The following is a 24024-nucleotide window of genomic DNA, read 5'->3' on the forward strand; positions in this document are numbered from 1 at the left end:
CTGTGCACAGTCTGGCCGCGAGGGGCAAAAGAGCGAATCAGAATAGGCTGCAAGGCGCGAACCGCAAGCGGGCCTCATGGCCTGCTGGCTGCCCGGCCAGAGATTGACAACGCCACAGATCGCCCAAGGCCGCGCTTTTGTGCCTGCAGACAAACTCTGAACAGATTTTCGGAGCGCGCATCTCCTTCCTGAGCCTGGTTGTGAAGACCTTGCGCTTGCCTGCTGGCAATAATGCGCGCGGAAAGCGGAGCGGGCTGCGCTGCCAGCTATAGCCGCTTTGCAACATTTCAATACTTTCATCCGCCATGAGCATCACGTTGAAAACCCCCATGAACATGCAGCAAGCCATGCACGGCTCACCCATGCTTGCGCAACTGATGCGAATGGCGGAGGAAACCCGTGCGTGCATGGCCGTCATCCGCCCCCTGCTGCCCGCTTCGCTACGTGGCGCCGTGCGCCCAGGCCCCATGCAAGACGGCACTTGGTGCCTGCTTATCGCCCACACAGCCGCCGCAGCAAAGCTGCGCCAGCTCGCTCCGGCCCTGCTAGCGGCCCTGCGCGCCAAGGGGCATGAGGTGCAGACCCTTCGCTTCAAGGTCCAGCCGCCGCCCGATTCAAAAATCCAAGAAAAAACCCGCTGGCCGTGAGCGGCTGGCGGGTTGTTAATGTGGTGCCGGTTGTCGGACTCGAACTGACGACCTACCGCTTACAAGGCGGGTGCTCTACCAACTGAGCTAAACCGGCTGAAACTCAAAGGGGCGGATTCTAACCACTATTTGACGATTCTCAGCGATGGCCTGCCGCCGCTTGGCGCAGGAGGCTCGTCATCCGGCCCGGCATCTTTGCTAGAACCGGGTGGCGAAACAGGCCGTAGTTGAGGTTTCTCGGCTATGGGCACCTCAGATTCGCCGTCTGCGCCTGGCATTTTCCCCGCTTCAGCCTCTTGGCTCGCCTCCGGGAATGCCATGCCCTGCCCCGTTTCCCGCGCATAGATCGCGAGCACCCGATTGACGGGTATGAAAATATCTCGCGGCACGCCGCCAAAACGGGCCTTGAACTCAATATAGTCATTGCCCATTTTCAAGCCATTGGTCGCGTCAAAACCAATGTTAAGCACAATCTGCCCATTCTGAACAAATTCTCTGGGCACCTGCACGGTTTCATCCACACGCACCGCAATATGGGGGGTCAGCCCATTGTCGCTGCACCATTCATACAAGGCGCGCAACAAATACGGCTGGGTAGAGGTGGTTTCCAATTCAGCCTCCTGAAGTTCCCAATCATTACTTCCGCATGACTTTTTCAGACGGCGTCAGTGCCTCAATATACGCAGGCCGGGAAAAGATGCGCTCCGCATATTTGAGAAGCGGCGCCGCATTCTTGCTCAGCTCAATTCCATAGTAATCAAGCCTCCAGAGCAGAGGCGCCAAAGCGACATCCAGCATGGAGAAATGCTCGCCCAGGATATATTTGTTCTTCAAAAACACGGGCGCCATTTGCGTCAGGCGATCGCGGATATTTCCCCGCGCTTTTTCCAGCGCCTTTTCATTGGTCCGGCCCACACGATGTTCCAGCACGCTTACGTGAGAAAACAGCTCTTTTTCAAAATTGAGCAGGAAAAGGCGCACCCGCGCCCGGTCCACCGGATCGCCCGGCATAAGCTGCGGATGAGGAAAACGCTCATCAATATATTCATTGATGATATTTGATTCATAAAGAATCAGATCTCTTTCCACCAGAATAGGCACCTGCCCATAAGGGTTCATCACACTGATATCTTCCGGCTTGTTGAACAGGTCGACATCACGGATTTCAAAATCCATTCCCTTCTCGAACAGCACAAAACGGCAGCGATGCGAAAAGGGGCAGGTTGTTCCTGAATAAAGCACCATCATGGCGGGAGGCTCCTAAAAAACCGAAAGAGTGGGCAGCGCAAATGCACCGTCCACTCTATTTACTGCCCGGTCAAAACCGGGCACGCAGAATAAAAGACTTTATTTGACGTCTTTCCAGAATGCCTTGTTCAAATTCCAGGCGGCAAAAGTAAACAAAGCCAGGAACAGCATGGCAAAGATGCCTATCTTCACGCGCTTGTTCTGGGCCGGTTCACCCATCCATTGCAGGAAATTGACCAAATCACCCACATTTTTGTCGTAATCGGCAGCGCTCATGGCACCCGGTGTCACTTCTTCCCACCCTTTGTGCACTTGCACTTGCTGGCCATGTGACTCATGCGTTTCAAACAGAGGCTTGCGCTCACCCTGCAATTCCCACAACGGGTGCGGCATGCCAATACTGGGAAATGCCAAGTTATTCCAGCCAGTGGGTTTGGTGGGATCTCGATAGTAAGAACGCAGCAGGGTGTAGATGTAATCTGCGCCCGTGCCATTGGAGCCAGCCCGAGAGCGGGCAATCAATGTCAAATCCGGCGGATTGGCGCCAAACCATTTTTTGGCCTCGATGGGATCAATCGCGGCTTTCATGACGTTGCCCACCTTGTCAGTGGTGAACATCAGATTTTCCTTGATCTGTTCTTCCGTCAAGCCAATGTCTTGCAAACGGTTGTAGCGCATGAACGCCGCTGAATGGCAGCTCAGGCAGTAATTGACAAAGATGCGTGCGCCGTTTTGCAGCGACGCCTGGTTTGTCACGTCAATAGGGGCCTTATCCCAAGGGATTCCGCCGCTTGCAGCGTGGGCGCTGATGACCAGATTCGCTGCCAGCATCAGGCCAGCGACCAGTTTCTTGTGGAATTTCATTTTTATGCTCCGGCAAATTCAGTGCGGTGTGAAGGTGACGCGATCAGGCACAGGTTTGGGCGTGCCAATTCGCGACCACCACGGCATCAGCAGGAAGAAGCCGAAGTAAAACAGCGTGCCAATCATGGCGACCAGTTCATTGGTCATCCAGCTCAAGGCAGGCGCGGCAAAAATCGGGCCGGGGAGCATGATGCCCAGCACCATCAGAATGCCAAACCACACCACGAACACGGCATAGAGCCATTTATGCCAGCCGGGGCGATAGCGGATGGACTTGACGGGACTCCAGTCCAGCCACGGCAGGAAGAACAGGATGATGACAGCGCCGCCCATGACGACCACGCCCCAGAACTTCGCGTCAAACGTCTTGAGCAGGAAAGCCGCCACGACAGCCGCGCCAGCAACCCCCACCTTGATCAACATGGGCAAGCGTGTACGCAGGAACACGAATGCCGCTGCCAGCACGATGATGACGCACAGCACATTGACCATCGTGTCGGTTGTGGCGCGCAGCATGGAATAGAACGGCGTGAAATACCACACAGGCGCGATGTGCGCTGGCGTAACCAGCGGATCGGCCGGAATGAAGTTGTTGTATTCCAGGAAATAGCCGCCAAATTCTGGCGCGAAGAAAACCACGGCGAAATAGACCATGAAAAACACGCCTACGCCCAAAATGTCGTGAACCGTGTAGTAGGGGTGGAACGGGACGCCATCCGCAGGCGCAGTGGGCGACCAGCGGTTGCCTTTGGGGCCTTGCTTGATCTCCACGCCATCAGGGTTGTTGGAGCCTACGTCATGCAGGGCAAGCAAGTGCGCCACCACCAGTCCGAGCAGCACCAGCGGCACGGCAATAACGTGAAAACTGAAAAAGCGGTTCAGTGTGGCGTCACTTACCACGTAGTCACCGCGAATGAGCAGGGACAGATCGGATCCGACAAATGGAATCGCGGAAAACAGGTTCACGATCACCTGCGCGCCCCAGAAAGACATTTGTCCCCAAGGCAGCAGATAACCCATGAATGCTTCAGCCATCAGGCACAGGAAAATGGCGCAGCCAAAAATCCAGACCAGCTCCCGTGGCTTGCGGTAGCTGCCATACAGCAATCCGCGGAACATGTGCAGATAAACCACGATGAAGAAAGCGGAGGCCCCCGTGGAGTGCATGTAGCGGATGATCCAGCCGCCCGGCACGTCGCGCATGATGTATTCGACCGACTCAAACGCCTTGGCCGCATCAGGCTTGTAGTGCATCACCAGAAAAATGCCCGTGACGATTTGGATCACCAGCACCAGCAGCGCCAGCGAGCCGAAGATGTACCAGACGTTGAAATTCTTCGGCGCATAGTACTCCGACATGTGTTTGCGGTAAGCCTCAAACGCAGTCGGAAAGCGGTTGTCAAACCAGTTGGTTACCTTGGCAACCAATGGCGCATTCGGAGAAATTTCCTTGAATTCAGCCATGTCCGCCTCCCGTCACGCTTCGGAATCGTCGCCAACCAGAATCTTGGTTTCGGACAGGAATTTGTAGGGGGGCACTTCAAGATTGTCTGGCGCAGGCTTGTTCTTGAACACGCGGCCAGCCAGATCGAATGTGGAGCCGTGACAGGGGCAGAAAAATCCGCCTTCCCAGTTGTCAGGCAACGAAGGCTGAGGACCGGTCTGGAACTTGTCCACTGGCGAGCAGCCAAGGTGCGTGCAAATCCCCACGACAACCAGAAACTCTTCCTTGCGCGAGCGCCATTCGTTTTGCGCGTACGCAGGCGTGGGGTATGCCTTGCGTTCCGACTTGGGGTCGGCCACTTCGGAGTCCGTATTCTTCAACGTTGCCAGCATCTCTGGAGTGCGGCGCAAAACCCAGACGGGCTTGCCACGCCATTCGACGATGACCTTTTCGCCAGGCTGAAGCTTGGAAATGTCCACTTCCACAGGCGCGCCAGCGGCTTTGGCCCTTTCTGACGGCTGGAAGCTGCCAACAAAAGGGGTTGCCAGCGCGCCTGCGCCGACCGCGCCGACGACGCCCGTGGTAATCAGCCACGTCCTTTTGCTGCTATCTACCGGGGTATCACTCATGGGAGTCCTCTGGTGTGTTTTTGTGTATCGGGGGTAGCTCAGGATTGTAGCGGAGCCATCTTTCTGACATGGCCCGTTTCAACTTGGCCGCTTTTGACGTACATCAGTGCCTGACAATACGCAGCCTCTTCCATTTCATGTTTCAAAAGGAGAAAGCTTCATGTCCATGTTGCAGGAGTTCAAGGAGTTCGCCGTCAAGGGCAATGTGATGGATCTGGCCGTGGGCGTCATCATTGGCGGCGCGTTCGGCAAGATCGTCGATTCGGTGGTGGGCGATCTCATCATGCCGCTGGTGGGCAAGGTGCTGGGCGGGCTGGATTTTTCCAGCTATTACATCCCGCTGTCCGGGCAGGAATACGGGCTGCCGCTGGCCGAAGCCAAGAAGGCGGGCGCCGTGTTCGCCTATGGCAACTTCGTCACTGTCTCACTCAATTTCGTCATTCTGGCGTTCATCATCTTCATCATGGTCAAGCAGATGAACCGCCTGCGCCGCGCCGAGCCGCCCGCCGAACCTGCCGCTCCGCCTGAAGAAGTGGTGCTGTTGCGCGAGATCCGCGACAGCCTCAAGCGCTGAAAGCGCCTTCTCCATTTCTGTTTTCCATGCCAGCGCCCGCTTTCATGCGGGCGTTTTTCCAGGCGCAGGTCTCTCCTCTCTCATTCGCCTGCCAGCGCGCGCGCCGTGCGCACGGCGGCCAGCAGACTGCCGGCGCTGGCTTGGCCTGTGGCCGCCAGATCGAAGGCCGTGCCGTGGTCGGGGCTGGTGCGCACGAAGGGCAGACCGAGCGTCACGTTCACGCCTTTTTCCACGCCAAGGTATTTCACGGGAATCAGCCCCTGGTCGTGGTACATGGCCACGACCACGTCGAATGCGCCCTGGCGCGCGCGCATGAAAACAGTGTCAGGCGCGAAAGGGCCTTGCGCATTCATGCCCTGCGCGCGGGCAGCGGCTATGGCGGGGGCGATGTGCTCGATTTCCTCACGGCCAAACCGGCCGCCTTCGCCCGCGTGCGGGTTCAGCCCCGCCACGGCCATGCGCGGCGGCCGTCCCAAAGCGCGCGCCAAGGCCGCATGAGTGATTTGCAGGGTGCGCAGCACGCTGGCCTGCGTGACTTGCTCAATGGCTTCACGCAGCGGCATGTGAATGGTGACCAGCACCGTGCGCAGCTCGTCATTGGCCAGCATCATGCGCACGGGCACTTGCTCCACCGGCACGCCCAAGTGCGCCGCTGCTTCAGCTTGAAGCAGCTCGGTGTGGCCTGGAAAGCGGCTGAATGGCTCGCCTGCGGCGGCCAGCGCCTCCTTGTGCAGCGGGGCCGTGACCACTGCCGCCACCTCGCCGCGCAGAGCCGCGCGCGCCGCCCAGACAACGGCTTCGCCCGCCATGCGGCCTGCAGCGGCGCTCACGCGGCCCGGCTCCGGCAACCCGGACGGAGCCTGAACCACAGGCAGCACGGGAATGCAGCGCGGCGGAGCATGCAACGCCTCATTGGCTTGCTCCAGGCAGGCCACGGGCAGGCCGCCCAGCCAGCCAGCAGCGCGGCGCATCACGGCCACGCTGCCCGCCACAAAGCAGCCGCGCATGGCTTCGGGCGCGTCTTGAAAGGCTTTGGCGATGATTTCGGGGCCGATGCCCGCCGCATCGCCCTGGGTAATGGCAAATGGTTTCTGCATAAGGTTTGCAAATTCAGCGCAGACTGCTTCTGAAAGCAGAGCAAATTTACTGCCCTGAAAACCGCTGATGTCCTAGAAGAAAAAGCGCAGGCCGCTATTGAATCAGAAGCAAAAAAATCGACTCTCTTGCTGCCTTCGGTTCAAGCCGGGTTGTCTATCTCGATGAACTCATGCGCCAGCCCCAGCTGGTGCGCCACATGCGCGGCCAGGGCGGGGGCGCCGTAGCGCTCGGTGGCGTGGTGGCCGCAGGCGTAAAAGGCCACGCCGCACTCGCGCGCCAGATGGGCCTGGGGTTCGGAGATTTCGCCCGTGATGAAGGCATCGGCCCCCGCCGCAATGGCGCCTTCAAAAAAGCCTTGCGCGCCGCCGCTGCACCAGGCCAGCTTGCGAATGGGCGCAGGCGGCCCGTAAATGGCAATGGGCGGCCTTTGCAGCGCTTGCGCCAGGTGATCGGCCAGCGCCTGGCCGTCTTCGTAAGCCGCCTCGCCCAGCCAGCCCAGCTGCTGCTCGCCAAAGCGGCCCGTGGGCTGCCAGCCCAGGCGCCGGGCCAGTTGCGCGTTGTTGCCGTGCACGGGGTGCGCGTCCAGCGGCAGGTGGTAGGCGTAGAGGTTCACGTCGTGCGCCAGCAGGCGCGCCAGACGCTGCTTCATCCAGCCCGTGACGCGCCCGTCCTGCCCGCGCCAGAACAGGCCGTGGTGCACGAAGATGGCATCGGCCCCGGCGGCTATGGCCGCCTCAATCAGCGCCAGGCTGGCCGTCACGCCGCTGACCAGCTTGCCAATTCGCTCGCGGCCCTCCACTTGCAGGCCGTTCGGCCCGTAGTCCTTGAACAGCGCCGGTTGCAGCGCCTCGTCAAAAGCGGCCAGCAGCGTGGCCCGGTCGGTTGTGCTCATGGCTGACAATGCTGCCATGTTTGCGGCGCGCTCAGCGCCGCGCCTGCCGCCCGCAAAAACAGGCTTTGCCCGCCTGCGCGGGCGCAGGCTTGAACCGTCAAGGAATTCCAATGAAAAAGCTGTGGCTTTTTTTCTCGCAGGCTGTCACCGTTTTCGTGGCCGCATGGTTCGTCATTGCCACTTTGCAGCCGCAGTGGCTGGCAGCGCCCGCCCCGCCGCCAGCGGTCAGCGCGCCGCTCGTTCTGCCCGCGCCGCAGGTGTCGGCCGCCGCGCAGCCGGGCAGCCTGGCCGCCGCCGTCAGGCGCGCCGCGCCCGCCGTGGTCAGCATCAACACCAGCCGCATCACGCGCCATCCGTTTGCCGATGACCCGTGGTTTCGCCTTTTTTTCGGGCAGCAGGGCAGCCAGTCGCAAAGCGGGCTGGGTTCGGGCGTGATCATGTCGGCCGATGGCTATGTGCTGACCAACAACCATGTGGTGCAAGAGGCCGATCACATCGAGGCCGTGCTGGCCGATGGCCGCCGCGCCAGCGCCCGCGTGATTGGCGCCGATCCCGAGTCCGACCTGGCCGTGCTCAAGATTGACTTGCCCGATTTGCCCGTGATGACGCCCAGCGACTCGGACCGCATTGAGGTGGGCGACCGCGTGCTGGCCATTGGCAACCCCTTTGGCGTGGGGCAAACCGTCACCAGCGGCATCGTCAGCGCCCTGGGGCGCGATCAGCTGGGCATCAACACCTTCGAGAACTTCATCCAGACCGACGCGGCCATCAACCCCGGCAACTCCGGCGGCGCGCTCACCGACGAGCAAGGGCGCCTGCTGGGCATCAACACTGCCATTTACTCGCGCTCCGGCGGCAGCTTGGGCATCGGCTTTGCCATTCCCGTCAATGTGGCGCGGCAGGCGCTGCAAGACATCGTGCAAAACGGGCGCGTCGTGCGCGGCTGGATCGGCGTGGAATCCACCGCCCTCACGCCCGAGCTGGCCGAAAACCTGGGCGCAGCCAGCGCGCAAGGCGTCATCATCACCGGCGTGCTCAATGGCGGCCCGGCTGCGCGCGCGGGCATGCGGCCAGGCGACGTCGTCACCCGCATCAACGGCCAGCCCATCCGCACCGTGGCTGAACTGCGCGCCGGCATCACCGCCCTGCGCCCCGGCACAGCCGCCACCTTCACCGCCTTGCGCCAGGGCCAAAACGTGGAAATGCAGCTTGTGCCCGGCCTACGGCCCAGCGTGGCGCAGCGGCAGTAGCGAGCCAGCCCCGCCCTGCCCCGCCGATTGCGGCGGTCCGCCCCCCGGCTTCAAGGACTGGCTACAGGCCGCTGCGGGCCTTGAAAAACCAGCCGCCCCGCCCGCCGTGACGCATCAAAAACAAGAGCAAATTCAAGTGGGATGAAATGCTGCTCTGCGCCCGATCCACTAGGACATTATGCTATGGATTCAGAAGCAAATTCAGGCTTTCCCTTTCTACCACCGCGCCACCGTTTCGGCCATGCAGGCGGTTATGGCAAAGACAGGGGCAAGGGATGCACGGACTGCTTCAAGCAAAGCCCCGTTCGGGGGCTGTGGCAAGAGGATGGGGCCGGGGCGCCGTTTCAGCCCCTGTACAGCACGTTGCGGCCGCCGCTTTGCAGGCCGCGCACGATGGAGCGCACGTCGGTGTTGACGGCCGGGCCAATGCACATGCCGTCTCGCGCCAAAACCCGCACATACGGCTGCTGGCGCGGGCCGTACATGTCTTCCCACTCCATGCCTGCCGCCAGCCAGGGACCATCCGCCTGCCGGCGCGCGAACACGCGCCACTGCCCGCCATTGCAGCGGATGCCTTCATAGGTGGCCACGCGGGCGCTGATGCCGCGCATGACAGCCACGTAGCGCACCACGCCCGCCTGCGCGTCCACGCTGATGGTTTCAGGCGCAATGCCAATGCGCACGGTGCTGCCGCGAGGTTGTTCAATTTCAATCAGGCGCGCTTCGTCATAGGCGGGCGGCAGGTCCACTTTCAGCGCCGTGCCTGCAGGTGGAGCGGCAGGCTCGGGCAGCCGCTCGGGGCGGCCACAGGCGGCCAGCGCCAAAGCGGCCAGCAACGGCAGAGAAAGGGAGAAAGCAGTGCGGCGGCGGCAAGTCATGGCTGTGCGTGTTCAGTGGCGGGAGGCGCGTCATCCAGCCGCCAGAAAGCGGGCGGGCCGCTGGCTGGCCCCAGCGGAGCGGGTTCGGAATCCGGCGGCAAATTGCAGGCCGCCACGGGCGTGCGGATGCCGCTGCGCAGGTAGCGGTTGCGATGCTCCGGCGGGCGCGGCAGAAAGCGCGCCAGCTCGGTGAGCGCCATTTCATACACGCCGCGCTTGAACTCAATCACCACATCCAGCGGCACCCAGTAATCGTTCCAGCGCCAGGCATCGAATTCAGGGTGATCGGTGGCGCGCAGGTTCAGGTTCCAGTCATGAGTGATGAGCTGCAGCAGAAACCAAATCTGTTTCTGCCCCCGGTAGCGGCCGCGCGCGTCGCGGCGGATAAAGCGGTCGGGCACCTCGTAGCGCAACCAGTCACGGGTACGGGCGACGATGCGCACGTGCTCCGGCTTCAGGCCGATTTCCTCATGCAGCTCGCGGTACATGGCCTGCTCCGGGGTTTCGCCCCGGTCAATGCCGCCTTGCGGAAACTGCCAGGAATGGGTGCGTATGCGTTTGCCCCAAAAAACCTGGTTTTTCTGGTTGAGCAAGATGATGCCGACATTCGGGCGAAAGCCTTCCCGGTCAAGCATAATCAAACTCCAATTTCAAAATGTTGCGGGCCATTATGCCCGCGCGTCATGTCAAGGGGCCTGTCAACGGCCTCTTGCCGTTTGGGGCCAGGGCTTGCCGCGCGCCTGCGGCCCTTTTCCACCATTCGCATCTGTCATGAAAGCCTCGCAGTTCCTCATCTCCACCCTGAAAGAAGCCCCGGCGGACGCCGAAGTCATCAGCCACCAGCTCATGACCCGAGCGGGCATGATCAAGAAGCTGGGCGCGGGCATCTACACCTACATGCCCATGGGGCTGCGCGTTATCCAGAAAGTGCAGGCCATCGTGCGCGAGGAAATGAACCGCGCTGGCGCCATTGAATGCCTTATGCCGATGGTGCAGCCCGGCGAGCTGTGGCGTGAAACAGGGCGCTTCGACAAGATGGGGCCGGAGCTTTTGCGCATCAAGGACCGCCACGAGCGCGACTTCGTGCTGCAACCCACCAGCGAAGAAGCCGTGACGGACATCGCCCGCCAGGAATTCAAAAGCTACAAGCAGCTGCCGCGCAACCTGTACCAGTTCCAGACCAAGTTCCGCGACGAACGCCGTCCGCGCTTTGGCCTGATGCGCGGGCGCGAATTCATCATGAAAGACGCCTACAGCTTCGACCGCGACGAAGCCAGCGCGCGCCAGAGCTACCAGAAAATGGCCGCGGCCTACCGCGCCATTTTTGACCGCTTCGGCCTCACCTACCGCGCCGTGGCGGCCGACTCGGGCAGCATCGGCGGCGACATGAGCGAAGAATTCCAGGTGATTGCCGCCACCGGCGAAGACGCCATCGTCTACAGCACCGGCAGCTGCTACGCCGCCAACATGGAAAAAGCCGAAAGCGCCCCCCCCAAAGGCCCGCGCCCGCCCGCTGCGCAGCCCATGACCCCAACCCCCACGCCCGGCAAAGCCACCTGCGCCGACGTGGCCGAACTGCTGAAGCTGCCTTTGCAGCGCACCGTCAAATCCCTCGTGCTGGCCACGGACGAGCTGAACGGCGCAGGGGAAATTGCCCGAACCCGCATCTGGCTGCTGCTGCTGCGCGGCGACCATGAGATGAACGAAGTGAAAGTCGGCAAAGTGCCGGGCTTGGCGGACTTTCGCTTTGCCAGCGTGGCCGAAATCCTGGAACACTTTGGCGCCGAGCCGGGTTACCTCGGCCCCATTGGCCTGAAAAAGCCCGTGACCGTCGTGGCTGACCGCGAAGTAGCCGTCATGGCCGACTGGGTGTGCGGCGCCAACAAAAAAGACTTCCACATCACCGGCGTGAACTGGGGGCGCGATCTGCCGGAGCCGGACATCGTGGCCGATTTGCGCAACGCCGTCGCAGGCGACCCCTCGCCAGACGGGCAAGGCCAGCTGGCCATCGAGCGCGGCATCGAAATCGGCCACATCTTCTATCTGGGCACGAAATACAGCGCCGCCATGAACGCCACCTTTCTGGATGAAGACGGCAGGCCCAAGCCCTTTCAAATGGGCTGCTACGGCATGGGCATCACCCGCCTGCCCGCCGCCGCCATCGAACAAAACCACGACGCGCGCGGCATCATCTGGCCCGATGCCATCGCGCCCTTTACCGTGGTCATCTGCCCCGTGGGCATGGACCGCAGCGAAGCCGTGCGCCAAGCCGCCGAAAGCCTGCACGCCGAACTGCTGGCTGCTGGCGTGGACGTCATCCTGGACGACCGTGGCGAGCGCCCCGGCGTGATGTTTGCCGACTGGGAGCTGATCGGCGTGCCGCACCGCGTCACCATCGGCGAGCGGGGACTGAAAGAAGGCCTGGTTGAATACCAGCACCGCCGCGACGAAACCGCCGCCAAAGTGCCTGCCGACGGCATCGCTGCCTTCGTCAAAGCGCGGCTTGCCGCATGAGCCGTCAGCCAGGCCCGAGCGACCCGCAACGCCGCCAGACCCTGCGGCAACTGGCCCTGCTGCCCGGCCTGCTGGTGCTGGCGCAACCGGCGCGCGCCGGCGGGCAAATTGAAGAGCCGCTGGCCGACTCCGTGCGTACCGCACTCAGCTCGGCCATCGCCAACAGCGCCCCGCCCGTGCCCATCTTCGCCAGCACCGCAGCGCGCCTGGCCTACCTGCGCTGGCTCTCGGCCATGAGCGACCGCCTCTACAAGCGCATGCCCGACCTCGACCGCCGCGTGGACTTTCTGCAAACCGTCTGGTACGAATCCCGCCGCGCCGGGCTGGAAACCTCGCTCGTGCTGGGCCTCATCCAGGTAGAAAGCGGCTTTCGCAAATACGCCGTCTCCGTCGTCGGCGCGCGCGGCTACATGCAAATCATGCCGTTCTGGACCCGCGTCATCGGCGACGGCGACCCCGGCAAACTCTTTCACATGCAGACCAACCTGCGCTTTGGCTGCGTCATCTTGCGCCACTACCTGGACCGCGAGCACGGCGACATGTTCATGGCCCTGGGCCGCTACAACGGCTCGCGCGGCAAACCGCAGTATCCCAATGCCGTTTTCGCAGCGCAGCGCCATTGGGAATATGTTGACCACCTTCCAGCTGCATCTACCCCCTTTCCGCCCCCTGCACCGGCAGCGCCATACCATCCTGCCCCCATACCTCCCCAAACAACACCTCAACCCCTTCTCTCTTTGCAACCCCGCACTGCATTGCCCGTTTCTACTATTCCGCCTGCGCATAGAGGCCACAGCGTAAGCGGGACAGTAGTGAACATCATTACATCAACACCATAATCTGATAGCGCTATTCAATATATATTCCATACGACCAGAATTAGCGATTTAATTATAAGAAGCACCAACAAAAAACCCCGGTTACCCGGGGTTAATGAGACTTAGCTGCAAACAGTTTTCAGCGGCCCCAGCAGTCTTGAACACTCTGTCCAGAGGCAGCTGTTCTCACACCCGCGTTGTTCAGAGTCAGGGTGCCACATTTATCCACTTCCTGCCCATTCTTTGGCGTAGCCTTAAGCAGGTAAGTTGCGCCATCGCTGGCCATAGAATAGGTGATGTCATATTTGTTGGCCGGCGTGGATTGCAAGCCTGTTGGAATGGAAGACGGGTATTTGCCTTGAGCTGTCGCGGCCCTTTCAAGCCATTGCCCAGCCGATAGCAAAGCTGCACGCGCCTCAGCCCGGTATCCGCGCCGCAGATATTCGGCATACGAGGGCACCGCAATGGCGGCCAGAATACCAATTACCGCCACAACAATCATTAACTCTATTAATGTAAAACCATGCAGGTTTCGTGCAGCCATCTTCATCGAATGAAAACGCAATTCCATTGCAGAATTCCCTTGTTTCATTATTGGAGCTGGCGCCAATTCGGCCGCAGAACAACAGCTGGCAGGCGGCGTAAATCAACCCGGGCCGGCAGGCCGTTGGCAGCGCCACCATTATGGCGCAGATTTGTGCTTTGTCCTCTATTATTCATTTCGACATCCGCCGCTGTACTGCGCGATGCCATGACGCCATCGCCCACCATATCGCCGGTCATATTGTATAGGCCGTCACCATTCACATCCATAATGTTGGTTGTAGGCGGGTATCCCGTTTCAATATTGATCAGCGTACGAAATCCTTTTGATGCTTCTGAATCAACGCCGCAAGTTTCCTTTCCATCGTCAGTGAGGCTACCTTTGGCAGGAATAACGCTTTTGAGCTCAATAATCCGGCTGCCATCGTAAAACTCTGGCGATTGCGTGACACGTTCCCGAGCTTCCGGAAGGTCAAAAAACCAGCCACGATCACCCTTTTTATAATCTACCTTGGTATTGACCGAACCGGTTGGTTTTTCTTGTCCCCAGTACGTCAATCCCGAAGCAGCCCCGCTCCCCGCTACACTTGTGCTAGTGTACTTGCGTTCTTTCAGACTAGTGCGATCCTGCACCCGGTCATTGGCTGATGCGTTATCTACTTCGACACTTGATCCGGACGCCTTATAACGCGTCTTGTCCAGCACTGCATAGAACGTCTGCCTTTCAACAGACGCACGGTCCTGCTCCGTCATGGTACGGCCTGTACCGAAAGCCACCATCAGTCCACCCACTTCAACATTGGGTTTTAGCAGAGGGGCTGTCGTTATGGGTTGGCGTACTGAACCAATCTGCGCCGTAAATAGAGGCACTGACGCCCCCGCGAACGTCGCCAATTTCCACTGCGTTGGCACATTGGAAGTCAAATCAAATTTCCACATATTGCCACGCAAATCGCCTGCGTACACATAATCAACCAGACCGTCAGCATTCACATCCAGGGGACGAGGCGTTGAAAGGCCATTGCCACTAGCTTCAGTGCCTGTTTTTGCGGCTGAAATTTTGATGGTTTCCCGGGCGCCATCCAGAAACTGCACAAACAACACAGGCTGGCCGCTATCGCTATTGACTCCATTGCCAGTCAGAAACGCCCAACGTTCATTGTTCATGCGCACCAATTGCACAGGGCGCTGAGGATTGCCCTCTTCCGTCAGCGGCGCGCCAAAAATATGCCCCATATCCGGGTCATCGTCGCCCGTGTTATCCATAAGAACCAACTGCTGAGCATTGGCATTGGTAAATTCAGGATGAGATGTCGTAATGCTTGTGCTTGGCTTGGCTCCGGGATTGGTGACATCCAGCACGAAGTATCCCTTGCCCCCAGCTCCCAGTGTACCAACCAATACCGTACGCCAGTCAGCTACCGATGTACCACCTATCTGCACATCGCCAACCAAAGGTGAACCATCAACAAAATAACGATGCTCCGGATCGTAATTGACGTCTGTCAGACGAGAAAGATTGGCGTAAACACCTCTGGGCACATAGGCAATCTTTTCCGAACCATCCACCGCTGAGAAACCATGCAGCATGCCGTCATTGCCTCCTACATAAACAATAGGAAGACGGTTGTAAACATTATTGGCGTATGTAGGATAACCATTGAACGCGTAATTGCTAGCTGGATCAGCCGCATACCACAACACTGAATTTACGATATCCCCTTGGCGTGATTTACGCTCACGGAATCGTGCACCGCTTGCACCCTCATCCGCACGGCTGCCACGCAGATACTCAAGTCGCTTCTCCCCTATGGCATCGCTTGCCACATTGGCCCCCAAAGTTTTAAGAGCCGTTTTTTGGCTTGCATCGATATTGGCCCACTTGAAAGGAACGCCCACATACTGGCCAGAAGCCTGTTTGGAACTAGTCAGGATGACGCGGTTGTTAATCGCTGTATTTGACAGGGCATCCATCACGTCTGCTGTGGTCTTCGGCGAACCATCGGCATTGCTTCCCCATAAAGGCGTCGGCACCAATGTTCCATCAGGATTCAGCTTTTGAGCGCCAACATAGCCGCGCCAATGCGCGCCAGAGTCGTAACCCGAGTGGAAGAAATCAGTTCCGTTTCGGCTATAAGAAGCGGAAGAAGCAACAAAACTCGTCAATGGCTTTTGGCTATCTACAGAGATCTGCGACAAAATGGTAGAAAAGGCTTTTTTCAAATCATCCACGTTGCGGGCAGGAATGAAACGACCTCTGCCATTAATGGCAGCATGCCACATTTCGTTTCTATTATCCAAAGGCGAGCCAACGCCAGGCCATCCTATTGCTCCCGTTACCAGACGCGCATAATCACTCCGCGCCAAATTAGTGGAATACATATCATCCGTCGAGCCATCCCATTTTGGAGCATCAAATGACGCAGCGTCACCAAACCCGATCGTATAAGTCACCATATTTTGCCATGTCGAAGGATCATTTTTCGGGTTCCAATACGGCTGCAAATCAACAGCTCTCGATCCGTCCGTTATTTGCTCACCGGTCTTAATCCGCATCAACGGGGAGAGTTTATTAGGTATCCCCGGCTGCAAATCTGTCGACCAATAATAGAAAGCCATATCAGAAATAGTACTCACATTGTGACGGCAATCAGTATAGCCACGATTATATCCATTGCATACACGAACAGATGAGCTGCTACCGGTATAGACTTTCGTCTGCTCTGCCCCAGGATTATAGGTGGTACCATCTGGGAAAGTGGTGGTTGTGCGATCAGAGCGTCTCCTCGCTGCTGGAATCGTATTTTCGTTATAGTTGAAACCCATATTCCAACTGCCGTCAGTCATGAGAATATGATAACTGCGACGACACGGCAGAAACCCGGAGCTGGAATCCCCGGGCTTATCCAGCCATGGATTCTCACTGTCCGTACGACTCAGGTACTCCCCAACCTTCTGAAAGGCGCCATGAATAGGCGTCCAGCCGTCAGCAGGAACCTGTCTTGCCCATCGCAAAAATTTTCCGCGATGTTTATTGGTATCCGAGTCACTCCCCTCGAGAGAGCGCAGCAAGTTTTGACCATTGCAATTACCACTGTTCGCAGGGAACCCCAGACACTGATTCATCATTTGCCAGCCCAGCCTGATGCGTCCATCCGCAACATCGGGGTTGCTGCTTGAAAATGTATGAACTAACGCATTTCGCAAGGCCTGAACCCGCGTCATGCCGCCTGGGCCACCGTCACGTTCAGTCATACTGCCCGAATCATCCAATGTCAAAATCACATTGGGCGCTGGCGCGCGCCCCGTAGTTCCTGCTGGCGACTGAGCCAAAGGCAGTTTTTGAGCAAATGCAGGCACACCCATAACCCCCATGACAGCCAAAACCAAGGCCGAGGGAAGAAATCTTTTCGCATTGTGTAACATTATTTAATCTCCTTGATCAGTTCAGGCGTTGGCGCACCAGGACAGATTGCAAGACAACTTGCGTGCCAGGCCTCACTCCTCTTGCCAGCACGGTAATCCTGTAAACAAAAGGCAGTGAGGTTTCCGGCGCATAAACGTATTTATTAGCCTTCGGATTGTGATTTGACATGAGCACCTGCCCGACAGATTCATAAGGCAAAACCTCAACCCAGTACCAAGCCCCAGCATTGGAGCCTCTTCCCGGGTCCAGTATCGGCCCGGTCTTGGTAGCGCCGGTATATTCGCCGTACTTGGCCGCCTGCGCCAGCATGTCATCCAGCGTTTCCTTCAAATTCCAAAAATCCTGTGCTCCCGCACGCTTTTGGCAAATGCCAAACTGGCATTTGGTTTTTGGGTCGACCTCTAAAGAGCTAACCAAACGGTTGAAGTCCTTCGTTTCCGTTGGGAAGTACACACTGCTGCTATTATGGCGGCAAATTTTCGTATCATTGCCGCGCTGACAAGGAGTTCCATCCGGTCGAATATTCTGCACATCAAACTCAGCGTCCTGTAGCGTGGCCTGAGCGGCCTCAAAAGCCCGCTGATAGTCTGCATCATTACTGACAACCAGTTGATTGAATATCGAACTGCGGAATGCCCATGCTGCCAGCAATGTGGAGAGCAAGACAATCACTAGCACAACAAAAAGTGACAATCCCTTTTGCCGGTCAGCTCGCCCACCTCCACCTAAAGTAGGCTGTCTCCGATACACCTTATAAGAATCATATTGCATACCAATCACCTTGCAAGCGAACTCCAATCTCATAACACACCTTGGCTCCGCAGCTGGAAGGTATTCCGCATGACAAGATGCCTCACTGCGCTGCCAGCCCCCCCCTGCCGCAGCGAACCGCTCTTACCGTCGCACTGGGTATATGTTGCATCTCCCTCTACGGCCACTTTTTCCACCCCCTTCAGATCGAGGCAAACTTCCACTGCAAATACTTTCTGCCAGTTTGTTACATTTGCCGCACTCAAGCGCTGAATGACTGTTTGCCCATTTTGAAGGCCCTGCACCAAATACCACACCTGGAAATCAGCGACGTTTGATGAAAGGGCCTGCTGACCACTCCCCGCACTCGCCCCGCAAATCAACTCGCCTTTGCTATTCAAATCAAACGAACTGGTAATTCCAATGGCATTTTTGGCATTCGCCGATACGCCACCAGGAATCTCTCCTAAACAATTGCGCATCTGGCTGCCAAGGACAGTATCGCCTTTATTCTTCGCATTGCTTTTGTAAATCATTTCTGGCGTATTCTGGAAGCTCACGCTGAGGCGACTTCCATCTGCACCCGGCACGGCACCAACAACTGTCGCAGCGCGGAAGAAAAGATTGTCAGGATCAAACACCACAGGCGTATGCGGTGAACTCAGATTGCTTCCAGACCCAGCAGGTATCTTTAAGTCCAATTCCATGCTCCCCGCCTGCCTCAGCTGCTCGCCAATCTTTCGAAAAATGAAACTAGCCTCCTGTTGAAGTTTAGCAACTTCACTTACTGAAGAAGACAATCCCCTTGAGGTCAAAAAAGCAGTTAAAGCAACGGCAACCACCAGCATACCTATAGCAATGCCAACCATCAACTCGATCAGCGTAACACCCGCCTGGCGTTGCAGTTTCCTTGCAGCATTCATATAGCGGCTCATAAACAAAACTCTTGCTCTTAGTTAGGACAAATAACAGGAACCACCGTCGACGTAACGCCGTTTACCGTTTGCTGATAGCGTCCTTCCGGTGACGGCAAGCAACGTTGCATCGGGCCAATGAGTTGAAAATGGCATAGCCAGCCATTAGGACAAGAAAACCCATCGGTTTCAGTTTTATCCAGCGCGAAGGGAGTTTTATATTGCTGATTTTCCGATTCGGTCAGACCGTCCCGTTGACGCTCCGTATGCCGCCAGCCCACAACAACACCCAGCATCCGCTGATTGCCTGCTGATCCCGAAGCAAACACCTTGACATCCCCTAAAGGCAGCGCCGCCTTTACATTTGCTCTCCAAGCATCCAAATCGAATGCGGCCAGTTCAGTATTTGTACACGGCGTCGCTCGACAGTCTTTTGTACTGTTCGGCGCAGTACCCCATGTAGCCACATACTTTGCCAAATCTGTCAATCCACTAGGATTCACATTCATTCGTTCGCTCAAATCCTCAATCAATCGGATTGCCTGACCACGATAGACGCTTGATTGCGTATCCGCCAATGTTCGCAACTGGATACCCAAAAGTGCTAATCCACCCAGCGCAAGCACAACAATAGCCACCAGTGACTCAATCAACGCCATACCTTGCTGAAGATTCCCGGTTCTTTTGCTCGGTTTCATATTTAGCATGTCACATCTCCTCGACGGATGTCCACCCTCATTCCTGAATTAATGCATAACGTTGTAGTGGCATGCGATGCAACACCGGATGCAACTGGAACAAACAACACTCTCATTGATCCCTGGCCATTTGCTTGCCCCCACCGATCAAAGCGCAAGATATCTGTGGCAGCAGAACTCGTAATAACAGAAACATCAACTCCTTTAAAAAAAGGAATCACCTGGATCTGCGTATCGCTACTCGCGTCAAATCTTCCATTTCGATCCTTGTCCAATACAACAGACCATCCGCAGCTCCAATCCTGCTTTGCGGTCGCGCGGGTGCATTCTGTTCCCACCGGAGTTTTAACCATCAAAACCCCGCCGCCATGCTTGATCGCCTCAGATCGAGCCAGATAAAAAGACGACTCCATTGCATGCGCACTTTCTGTAACACGCATTTTTTCCAAAAGCAACGCGAAGCTTGGGGCCGCCAGCGTTGCCAATACACCAAGAATGGCCACTACCACCAGCAGCTCTACAGCAGTAAAGCCGAACTGACCGAACCTTGAGGGTCGCGATGAATATTTCTCTACGGGTTGCATACGACGAAATGATAGCTTTCTGTTTGTTGCAGGATGCAATGCTATCGGATGAAATCCGCCGTTTGTCGCCCATGGGCTTATCGCGTTGAATTTTCCCCCCCGCCTGTTAAAAAAGCGGAGCCTGTTTCCAGGCTCCGCTTTTTGTGGTCAATACTCTTTTTTGGCCTTACGTCTCACACCGCAGTAGGCGCGTGATCGGCGACAGGCGTGCCGCCCGAGGGGCCGCCGCCTGAGGGGCTTGAGTGTGGCACGTGGTCTTGCGGCGGGCGCGGCGGGCGGCCGGCCATGATGTCGAGCACCTGGTCGCGGTCGATGGTTTCCCACTGCATCAGCGCCTCGGTCATGGCTTCGACCTTGTCGCGGTTTGCTTCCAGAATCTTCTGCGCCACGGCGTACTGCTCGTCCAGGATGCGGCGGATTTCAGCATCCACTTTCTGCATGGTGGCCTCGCTGATGTTGGTGGTTTTGGTCACGCTGCGGCCCAAGAACACCTCGCTCTCGTTTTCGGCATACACCATCGGGCCGAGTTCGGCGCTCATGCCATAGCGGGTGACCATGTCGCGGGCGATTTTGGTGGCGCGCTCGTAGTCATTGGAAGCGCCCGTGGAAATCTTTTTGACGAACAGGTCTTCAGCGATGCGGCCGCCAAAGAGGATGCTGATTTCGTTGAGCATCTGGTCGTAGTACTGGCTGTATTTGTCGCGCTCGGGCAGCTGCCAGGTCACGCCCAGGGCGCGGCCACGGGGCATGATGGTGACTTTGTGCACGGGGTCGGTGCCGGGCAGGATTTCGGCAATGATGGCGTGGCCCGATTCGTGGTATGCGGTGGCGCGCTTTTCGTCGTCGGTCATCACCATCGAGCGGCGTTCCGGCCCCATGTAGATCTTGTCTTTGGCTTTTTCGAAGTCCTGCATTTCCACCACGCGGGCGTTGCGGCGTGCGGCCATGAGGGCGGCTTCGTTGCAGAGGTTGGCCAGATCGGCGCCGCTCATGCCGGGGGTACCACGGGCAATGACGGTGGCGCTCACGTCCTGCCCGATGGGAATCTTGCGCATGTGCACGCCCAGAATCTGCTCGCGGCCGCGAATGTCGGGCAACGTGACGTATACCTGCCGGTCAAAGCGGCCAGGGCGCATCAGGGCGGAATCCAGAATGTCTGGGCGGTTGGTGGCGGCCACCACGATCACGCCCAGGTTGGTTTCGAAACCGTCCATTTCCACCAGCATCTGGTTGAGCGTCTGCTCACGTTCGTCGTTGCCGCCGCCCAGGCCCGCGCCGCGCTGGCGGCCTACGGCGTCGATTTCGTCAATGAAGATGATGCAGGGGGCGTTTTTCTTGGCGTTTTCAAACATGTCGCGTACGCGGGCCGCACCCACGCCGACGAACATCTCTACGAAATCGGAGCCGCTGATGCTGAAAAACGGCACCTTGGCTTCGCCCGCGATGGACTTGGCCAGCAACGTCTTGCCCGTGCCAGGCGGCCCGACCAGCAGCAGGCCGCGCGGAATGCGGCCGCCCAGTTTCTGGAACTTCTGCGGGTCCTTGAGGAAGTCCACCACTTCCTTGACTTCTTCCTTGGCTTCGTCGCAGCCTGCCACGTCGGCGAAGGTGACCTGGTTGTTGTTTTCGTCCAGCATGCGCGCCTTGCTCTTGCCAAAGCTGAAGGCGCCGCCCTTGCCGCCGCCTTGCATCTGGCGCATGAAATAGATCCACACGCCAATGAGCAGCAGCATCGGCCCCCAGCTCATGAGTATGCGCAGCAGCAAGGAGCCTTCGTCGCGCGGCTTGACGTCGAATTTCACGTTGTGATTGACCAGATCGCCCACCAGCCCCCGGTCCAGGTAAGTGGCCTGGGTGTGCACGCGGCGATCGTCGCTCATCACGGCCACGATATCTGCGCCGCTGGGGCCTTCCTGAATGGTGGCGCTTTTCACGCGGCCATTGCGCACGTCCTGAAGAAAGTCGGAATACGCCACATGGCCTGCGCTGGCCGCGCTGCTTTCAAACTGCTTGAACACCGCAAACAGCACCAGCGCCACTATCAGCCAGACAGCCACTTTTGAAAACAGTTGATTCTTCAAGCCACACGCTCCAATCAGGAGAAAAGGAAAAAGGGATGCTCTTCAAAGCTTTTTCAGCTGCGGTTCATTCTAGGTATTTCAAGCCTGCCGAAGGGTTCGCGGGCGCGCCGTCCCCGACGCGGACTGCGGCTTTTGCACGCTTTCAACGGTTTTCACCGCGCAGTGGGCGCTTGAGTCCCACACCAACCAGAAAGGTTTCCGCCGAGCGGCCGCGCGAGGCTTTGGGTTTGATGGGCTTGGCGACCCGGAACGTGTCTTTGAACAGCTTGACCAGCTGGCTGTAGCCGCTGCCGTGAAACACTTTGGCCACCAGCGCGCCGCCGGGCTTCAGATGGTTTTGCGCGAAGTCCACCGCCAGCTCCACCAGATGGCTGATGCGTGCGGCGTCCGCCGATTCGATGCCTGACAGATTGGGCGCCATGTCAGAGATCACCACATCCACCGCGCGCCCGGCCAGCGCCTCGCGCAGGCGCGCCAGCACGTCTTCTTCGCGGAAGTCGCCTTGCAGCCAGGTCACGCCTTCAATCGGTTCCATCGGCAAGATGTCCAGCGCCACGATGGCGCCGTTCAGCTCCCCCGCAGCCGCGCCTTGCGGCGAGAGGCGGCGGCGCGCGTACTGGCTCCACGCCCCCGGCGCGCTGCCCAGGTCCACCACCACGCAGCCGGGGCGAATCAGGCGCAGCGCCTCATCAATCTCCTTGAGCTTGTAAGCCGCGCGCGAGCGGTAGCCTTCCTTTTGGGCCAGTTTCACATAGGGGTCATTCACATGGTCGTGCAGCCATGCCTTGTTGAGCTTTTTGCTCTTCGTTCCAGACTTCATGGCCCGTATTTTCAAGGGACAATCCTTTCCCATGCCCCAACTTGAACTCTCTCCCGCCGAGCGCAAGGCGCTCAAAGGCGACGCACACCACCTTGATCCCGTCGTCATGATCGGCGCCGACGGCCTCACCGATGCCGTGCGCAAGGAAACCGACGCCGCCCTGAACGCCCACGGCCTCATCAAAATTCGCGTGCTGGGCGATGACCGCGCCGCCCGCGAAGCGATCTACGCGCAGCTGGCCGACGAGCTGAACGCCGCTTGCGTGCAGCACATTGGCAAGCTGCTGGTGCTCTGGCGCCCCATGCCCGAAAAAACGCGCGCGCCTGATGAAAACCGCAAGCCCGGCCCGCGCGAAGTCAAGGTCATCAAATACAGCTCGCGCGGCGGCCAGCGGCCCGAAGTCAAGCGCCTGCGCGTGCTCGGCAACCAGCGCCTGACGGCGGGCGGCAAGATCAAGAAAGCCCAGCCCAAGCAGAAATCGGCCAAGAAAGGCCGCCCGGACTGATTGCGCCCCGCCGCCCATGACCCACGCCGCCGCGCCGCAAACCGCCCGCCACATCCTGTGCATGAAATGGGGCCGGAAATACGGCCCCGAATACGTCAACCGCCTCTACGGCATGGCGCGCCGCCATCTGCAAGGCGATTTCCGCTTCATCTGCCTCACGGACGACGCCAGCGGCATCCGCCCTGAAGTGCAGTGCCTGCCCATCCCGCCGCTGGCGCTGCCCCCGGGCATACCCGAGCGCGGCTGGACCAAGCTCACCACCTTCAGCCGCAGCCTGTGCAACGAATACGGCCTGCGCGGCACGGCCCTTTTTCTGGATATTGACGTCGTCATCGTCGGCAGCCTGGACGAGTTTTTCACCCAGCCGGGCGAATTTCTCATCATCCACGACTACAAGCGCCCCTGGCGCATCACGGGCAACTCCTCCGTCTATCGCTTCGAGCTGGGCGCGCACCCCGACGTGCTGGAACATTTCCGCACGCACTTTGAATCCATTCGCCGGCAGTTTCGCAACGAGCAGGCCTATCTCTCGGACTTTCTGCACCGCCAGGGCAGGCTGGCCTACTGGCCCGCCCAGTGGTGCCCCAGCTTCAAATACCACAGCATTCCGCGCTGGCCCGCCAATTACTTCAAGCCGCCCGCCATACCGGCGGGCGCACGCATCGTCATCTTTCACGGCGAATGCAACCCGCCCGACGCGCTGGCCGGCCGCCGCAACCGGCGCTTTCGCTACATCCGCCCTGCGCTCTGGGTGGGCGAGCACTGGCGGGAATAGACGAAGAAATAGACGACATTCGCTTCTGAAACAATAGCAACCTGCGCAGCATCCACGGCGACAAAAGGGCA

The 24024-nt window shown here is 58.7% G+C and carries 24 protein-coding genes, 1 tRNA gene and 1 pseudogene; 7 read left to right on the forward strand and 19 right to left on the reverse strand.

What is annotated here, in order from left to right; all coding sequences use genetic code 11:
- Positions 1–37: 37 nt before the first annotated feature.
- The gene (locus C1720_RS13970; protein ID WP_146006851.1) at positions 38–331 is read right to left on the reverse strand and encodes a hypothetical protein; all 294 of its coding nucleotides are present in this window, start codon (positions 329–331) and stop codon (positions 38–40) included.
- Here C1720_RS13970 and C1720_RS03515 point away from each other — a divergent pair.
- On the forward strand, positions 306–647 hold the full coding sequence (locus C1720_RS03515) for a DciA family protein (RefSeq protein WP_050715558.1): 342 nt from the start codon (positions 306–308) through the stop codon (positions 645–647). The genes C1720_RS13970 and C1720_RS03515 overlap by 26 nt on opposite strands.
- Positions 648–668: 21 nt before the next feature.
- Here the strand turns inward: C1720_RS03515 and C1720_RS03520 are convergent.
- From C1720_RS03520 to petA, 6 genes are all read right to left on the reverse strand, one after another.
- A tRNA-Thr gene (locus C1720_RS03520) sits at positions 669–744 on the reverse strand.
- 28 nt (positions 745–772) lie between these two features.
- Complete coding sequence (locus C1720_RS03525) at positions 773–1258, reverse strand: ClpXP protease specificity-enhancing factor (RefSeq protein ID WP_233199788.1); 486 nt, start codon at positions 1256–1258, stop codon at positions 773–775.
- A gap of 25 nt (positions 1259–1283) precedes the next feature.
- The gene (locus C1720_RS03530; RefSeq protein WP_050715556.1) at positions 1284–1895 is read right to left on the reverse strand and encodes a glutathione S-transferase N-terminal domain-containing protein; all 612 of its coding nucleotides are present in this window, start codon (positions 1893–1895) and stop codon (positions 1284–1286) included.
- A gap of 99 nt (positions 1896–1994) precedes the next feature.
- Positions 1995–2759: a cytochrome c1 gene (locus C1720_RS03535; RefSeq protein ID WP_102283252.1), complete on the reverse strand. Its 765-nt coding sequence runs from the start codon at positions 2757–2759 to the stop codon at positions 1995–1997.
- An 18-nt stretch (positions 2760–2777) separates the two neighbouring features.
- Positions 2778–4223, reverse strand: a complete 1446-nt coding sequence (locus C1720_RS03540) for a cytochrome b (protein WP_102283253.1) — start codon at positions 4221–4223, stop codon at positions 2778–2780.
- Between the two features lie 12 nt (positions 4224–4235).
- A complete protein-coding gene (gene petA, locus C1720_RS03545; protein ID WP_050715553.1) occupies positions 4236–4832 on the reverse strand; it encodes a ubiquinol-cytochrome c reductase iron-sulfur subunit in 597 nt (198 codons plus the stop codon).
- A gap of 160 nt (positions 4833–4992) precedes the next feature.
- Between petA and mscL the strand changes: the two genes are divergently transcribed.
- The gene (mscL, locus tag C1720_RS03550) at positions 4993–5406 is read left to right on the forward strand and encodes a large conductance mechanosensitive channel protein MscL (RefSeq protein ID WP_050715552.1); all 414 of its coding nucleotides are present in this window, start codon (positions 4993–4995) and stop codon (positions 5404–5406) included.
- Positions 5407–5486: 80 nt separating this feature from the next.
- On the opposite strand, the gene pdxA is transcribed toward mscL, so the two are convergent.
- Positions 5487–6503: a 4-hydroxythreonine-4-phosphate dehydrogenase PdxA gene (pdxA, locus tag C1720_RS03555; RefSeq protein ID WP_102283254.1), complete on the reverse strand. Its 1017-nt coding sequence runs from the start codon at positions 6501–6503 to the stop codon at positions 5487–5489.
- A 140-nt stretch (positions 6504–6643) separates the two neighbouring features.
- The gene (locus C1720_RS03560) at positions 6644–7396 is read right to left on the reverse strand and encodes a Nif3-like dinuclear metal center hexameric protein (protein ID WP_102284481.1); all 753 of its coding nucleotides are present in this window, start codon (positions 7394–7396) and stop codon (positions 6644–6646) included.
- Between the two features lie 110 nt (positions 7397–7506).
- Here C1720_RS03560 and C1720_RS03565 point away from each other — a divergent pair, with 110 nt between their 5' ends.
- Positions 7507–8646 carry a S1C family serine protease gene (locus C1720_RS03565; protein WP_102283255.1) on the forward strand — a complete coding sequence of 380 codons (1140 nt, stop codon included), beginning with the start codon at positions 7507–7509 and terminating at the stop codon, positions 8644–8646.
- A 344-nt stretch (positions 8647–8990) separates the two neighbouring features.
- Here the strand turns inward: C1720_RS03565 and C1720_RS03570 are convergent, their stop codons facing one another.
- Both C1720_RS03570 and C1720_RS03575 read right to left on the reverse strand, forming a co-directional pair.
- Positions 8991–9524: a CNP1-like family protein gene (locus tag C1720_RS03570; RefSeq protein ID WP_102283256.1), complete on the reverse strand. Its 534-nt coding sequence runs from the start codon at positions 9522–9524 to the stop codon at positions 8991–8993.
- Entirely contained in the window at positions 9521–10159 is a 639-nt protein-coding gene (locus C1720_RS03575) for an RNA pyrophosphohydrolase (RefSeq protein WP_050715548.1), read from the reverse strand. The genes C1720_RS03570 and C1720_RS03575 overlap by 4 nt, the downstream gene beginning before the upstream one ends.
- A 136-nt stretch (positions 10160–10295) precedes the next feature.
- Between C1720_RS03575 and C1720_RS03580 the strand changes: the two genes are divergently transcribed.
- Positions 10296–12038 (forward strand): proline--tRNA ligase, encoded by a 1743-nt coding sequence (locus tag C1720_RS03580; protein WP_102283257.1) that lies wholly within the window; start codon positions 10296–10298, stop codon positions 12036–12038.
- A pseudogene (locus tag C1720_RS03585) lies at positions 12035–12673 on the forward strand (lytic transglycosylase domain-containing protein); the annotation flags it as partial. The gene C1720_RS03580 and the pseudogene C1720_RS03585, both read left to right, overlap by 4 nt.
- A gap of 322 nt (positions 12674–12995) precedes the next feature.
- On the opposite strand, the gene C1720_RS03590 reads toward C1720_RS03585, so the two are convergent.
- The 8 genes from C1720_RS03590 to C1720_RS03625 all read right to left on the reverse strand — a co-directional run bounded on the left by C1720_RS03590 (position 12996) and on the right by C1720_RS03625 (position 22673).
- Entirely contained in the window at positions 12996–13427 is a 432-nt protein-coding gene (locus tag C1720_RS03590; protein WP_304528911.1) for a type IV pilin protein, read from the reverse strand.
- Between the two features lie 20 nt (positions 13428–13447).
- Positions 13448–16825 (reverse strand): pilus assembly protein, encoded by a 3378-nt coding sequence (locus tag C1720_RS03595; RefSeq protein ID WP_102283258.1) that lies wholly within the window; start codon positions 16823–16825, stop codon positions 13448–13450.
- A gap of 16 nt (positions 16826–16841) precedes the next feature.
- Complete coding sequence (locus C1720_RS03600; protein WP_102284483.1) at positions 16842–17597, reverse strand: pilus assembly PilX family protein; 756 nt, start codon at positions 17595–17597, stop codon at positions 16842–16844.
- A gap of 29 nt (positions 17598–17626) precedes the next feature.
- A complete protein-coding gene (locus C1720_RS03605; protein ID WP_102283259.1) occupies positions 17627–18511 on the reverse strand; it encodes a PilW family protein in 885 nt (294 codons plus the stop codon).
- A gap of 17 nt (positions 18512–18528) precedes the next feature.
- Complete coding sequence (gene pilV, locus C1720_RS03610) at positions 18529–19197, reverse strand: type IV pilus modification protein PilV (RefSeq protein WP_102283260.1); 669 nt, start codon at positions 19195–19197, stop codon at positions 18529–18531.
- The gene (locus C1720_RS03615; protein ID WP_102283261.1) at positions 19191–19772 is read right to left on the reverse strand and encodes a GspH/FimT family pseudopilin; all 582 of its coding nucleotides are present in this window, start codon (positions 19770–19772) and stop codon (positions 19191–19193) included. Before C1720_RS03615 ends, pilV begins: the two co-directional genes overlap by 7 nt.
- A 173-nt stretch (positions 19773–19945) precedes the next feature.
- Positions 19946–21853, reverse strand: a complete 1908-nt coding sequence (gene ftsH, locus C1720_RS03620) for an ATP-dependent zinc metalloprotease FtsH (RefSeq protein ID WP_102283262.1) — start codon at positions 21851–21853, stop codon at positions 19946–19948.
- A gap of 142 nt (positions 21854–21995) precedes the next feature.
- Positions 21996–22673, reverse strand: coding sequence for an RlmE family RNA methyltransferase (locus C1720_RS03625; RefSeq protein WP_050715542.1), 678 nt, complete (start codon positions 22671–22673; stop codon positions 21996–21998).
- Positions 22674–22704: 31 nt separating this feature from the next.
- Here C1720_RS03625 and C1720_RS03630 point away from each other — a divergent pair, with 31 nt between their 5' ends.
- Together C1720_RS03630 and C1720_RS03635 are read left to right on the forward strand one after the other, a co-directional pair.
- Positions 22705–23178, forward strand: a complete 474-nt coding sequence (locus C1720_RS03630) for a YhbY family RNA-binding protein (RefSeq protein WP_050716508.1) — start codon at positions 22705–22707, stop codon at positions 23176–23178.
- 16 nt (positions 23179–23194) lie between these two features.
- A complete protein-coding gene (locus tag C1720_RS03635; RefSeq protein ID WP_102283263.1) occupies positions 23195–23953 on the forward strand; it encodes a glycosyltransferase in 759 nt (252 codons plus the stop codon).
- Positions 23954–24024: the final 71 nt, after the last annotated feature.

It is taken from the genome of Ottowia massiliensis (assembly GCF_900240305.1).
In the GTDB taxonomy this organism is placed as follows: Bacteria; Pseudomonadota; Gammaproteobacteria; order Burkholderiales; family Burkholderiaceae_C; genus Ottowia; species Ottowia massiliensis.

Excerpts from the sequence above, each read along its gene's own strand:
- C1720_RS03515 (WP_050715558.1), top strand. The coding sequence starts at position 306 with ATGAGCATCACGTTGAAAACCCCCATGAACATGCAGCAAGCCATGCAC.
- C1720_RS13970 (WP_146006851.1), bottom strand. The coding sequence starts at position 331 with ATGGGGGTTTTCAACGTGATGCTCATGGCGGATGAAAGTATTGAAATG.
- C1720_RS03530 (WP_050715556.1), bottom strand. The coding sequence starts at position 1,895 with ATGATGGTGCTTTATTCAGGAACAACCTGCCCCTTTTCGCATCGCTGC.
- C1720_RS03535 (WP_102283252.1), bottom strand. The coding sequence starts at position 2,759 with ATGAAATTCCACAAGAAACTGGTCGCTGGCCTGATGCTGGCAGCGAAT.
- C1720_RS03540 (WP_102283253.1), bottom strand. The coding sequence starts at position 4,223 with ATGGCTGAATTCAAGGAAATTTCTCCGAATGCGCCATTGGTTGCCAAG.
- petA (WP_050715553.1), bottom strand. The coding sequence starts at position 4,832 with ATGAGTGATACCCCGGTAGATAGCAGCAAAAGGACGTGGCTGATTACC.
- mscL (WP_050715552.1), top strand. The coding sequence starts at position 4,993 with ATGTCCATGTTGCAGGAGTTCAAGGAGTTCGCCGTCAAGGGCAATGTG.
- pdxA (WP_102283254.1), bottom strand. The coding sequence starts at position 6,503 with ATGCAGAAACCATTTGCCATTACCCAGGGCGATGCGGCGGGCATCGGC.
- C1720_RS03560 (WP_102284481.1), bottom strand. The coding sequence starts at position 7,396 with ATGAGCACAACCGACCGGGCCACGCTGCTGGCCGCTTTTGACGAGGCG.
- C1720_RS03565 (WP_102283255.1), top strand. The coding sequence starts at position 7,507 with ATGAAAAAGCTGTGGCTTTTTTTCTCGCAGGCTGTCACCGTTTTCGTG.
- C1720_RS03570 (WP_102283256.1), bottom strand. The coding sequence starts at position 9,524 with ATGACTTGCCGCCGCCGCACTGCTTTCTCCCTTTCTCTGCCGTTGCTG.
- C1720_RS03575 (WP_050715548.1), bottom strand. The coding sequence starts at position 10,159 with ATGCTTGACCGGGAAGGCTTTCGCCCGAATGTCGGCATCATCTTGCTC.
- C1720_RS03580 (WP_102283257.1), top strand. The coding sequence starts at position 10,296 with ATGAAAGCCTCGCAGTTCCTCATCTCCACCCTGAAAGAAGCCCCGGCG.
- C1720_RS03590 (WP_304528911.1), bottom strand. The coding sequence starts at position 13,427 with ATGGAATTGCGTTTTCATTCGATGAAGATGGCTGCACGAAACCTGCAT.
- C1720_RS03595 (WP_102283258.1), bottom strand. The coding sequence starts at position 16,825 with ATGTTACACAATGCGAAAAGATTTCTTCCCTCGGCCTTGGTTTTGGCT.
- C1720_RS03600 (WP_102284483.1), bottom strand. The coding sequence starts at position 17,597 with ATGCAATATGATTCTTATAAGGTGTATCGGAGACAGCCTACTTTAGGT.
- C1720_RS03605 (WP_102283259.1), bottom strand. The coding sequence starts at position 18,511 with ATGAGCCGCTATATGAATGCTGCAAGGAAACTGCAACGCCAGGCGGGT.
- pilV (WP_102283260.1), bottom strand. The coding sequence starts at position 19,197 with ATGCTAAATATGAAACCGAGCAAAAGAACCGGGAATCTTCAGCAAGGT.
- C1720_RS03615 (WP_102283261.1), bottom strand. The coding sequence starts at position 19,772 with ATGCAACCCGTAGAGAAATATTCATCGCGACCCTCAAGGTTCGGTCAG.
- C1720_RS03625 (WP_050715542.1), bottom strand. The coding sequence starts at position 22,673 with ATGAAGTCTGGAACGAAGAGCAAAAAGCTCAACAAGGCATGGCTGCAC.
- C1720_RS03630 (WP_050716508.1), top strand. The coding sequence starts at position 22,705 with ATGCCCCAACTTGAACTCTCTCCCGCCGAGCGCAAGGCGCTCAAAGGC.
- C1720_RS03635 (WP_102283263.1), top strand. The coding sequence starts at position 23,195 with ATGACCCACGCCGCCGCGCCGCAAACCGCCCGCCACATCCTGTGCATG.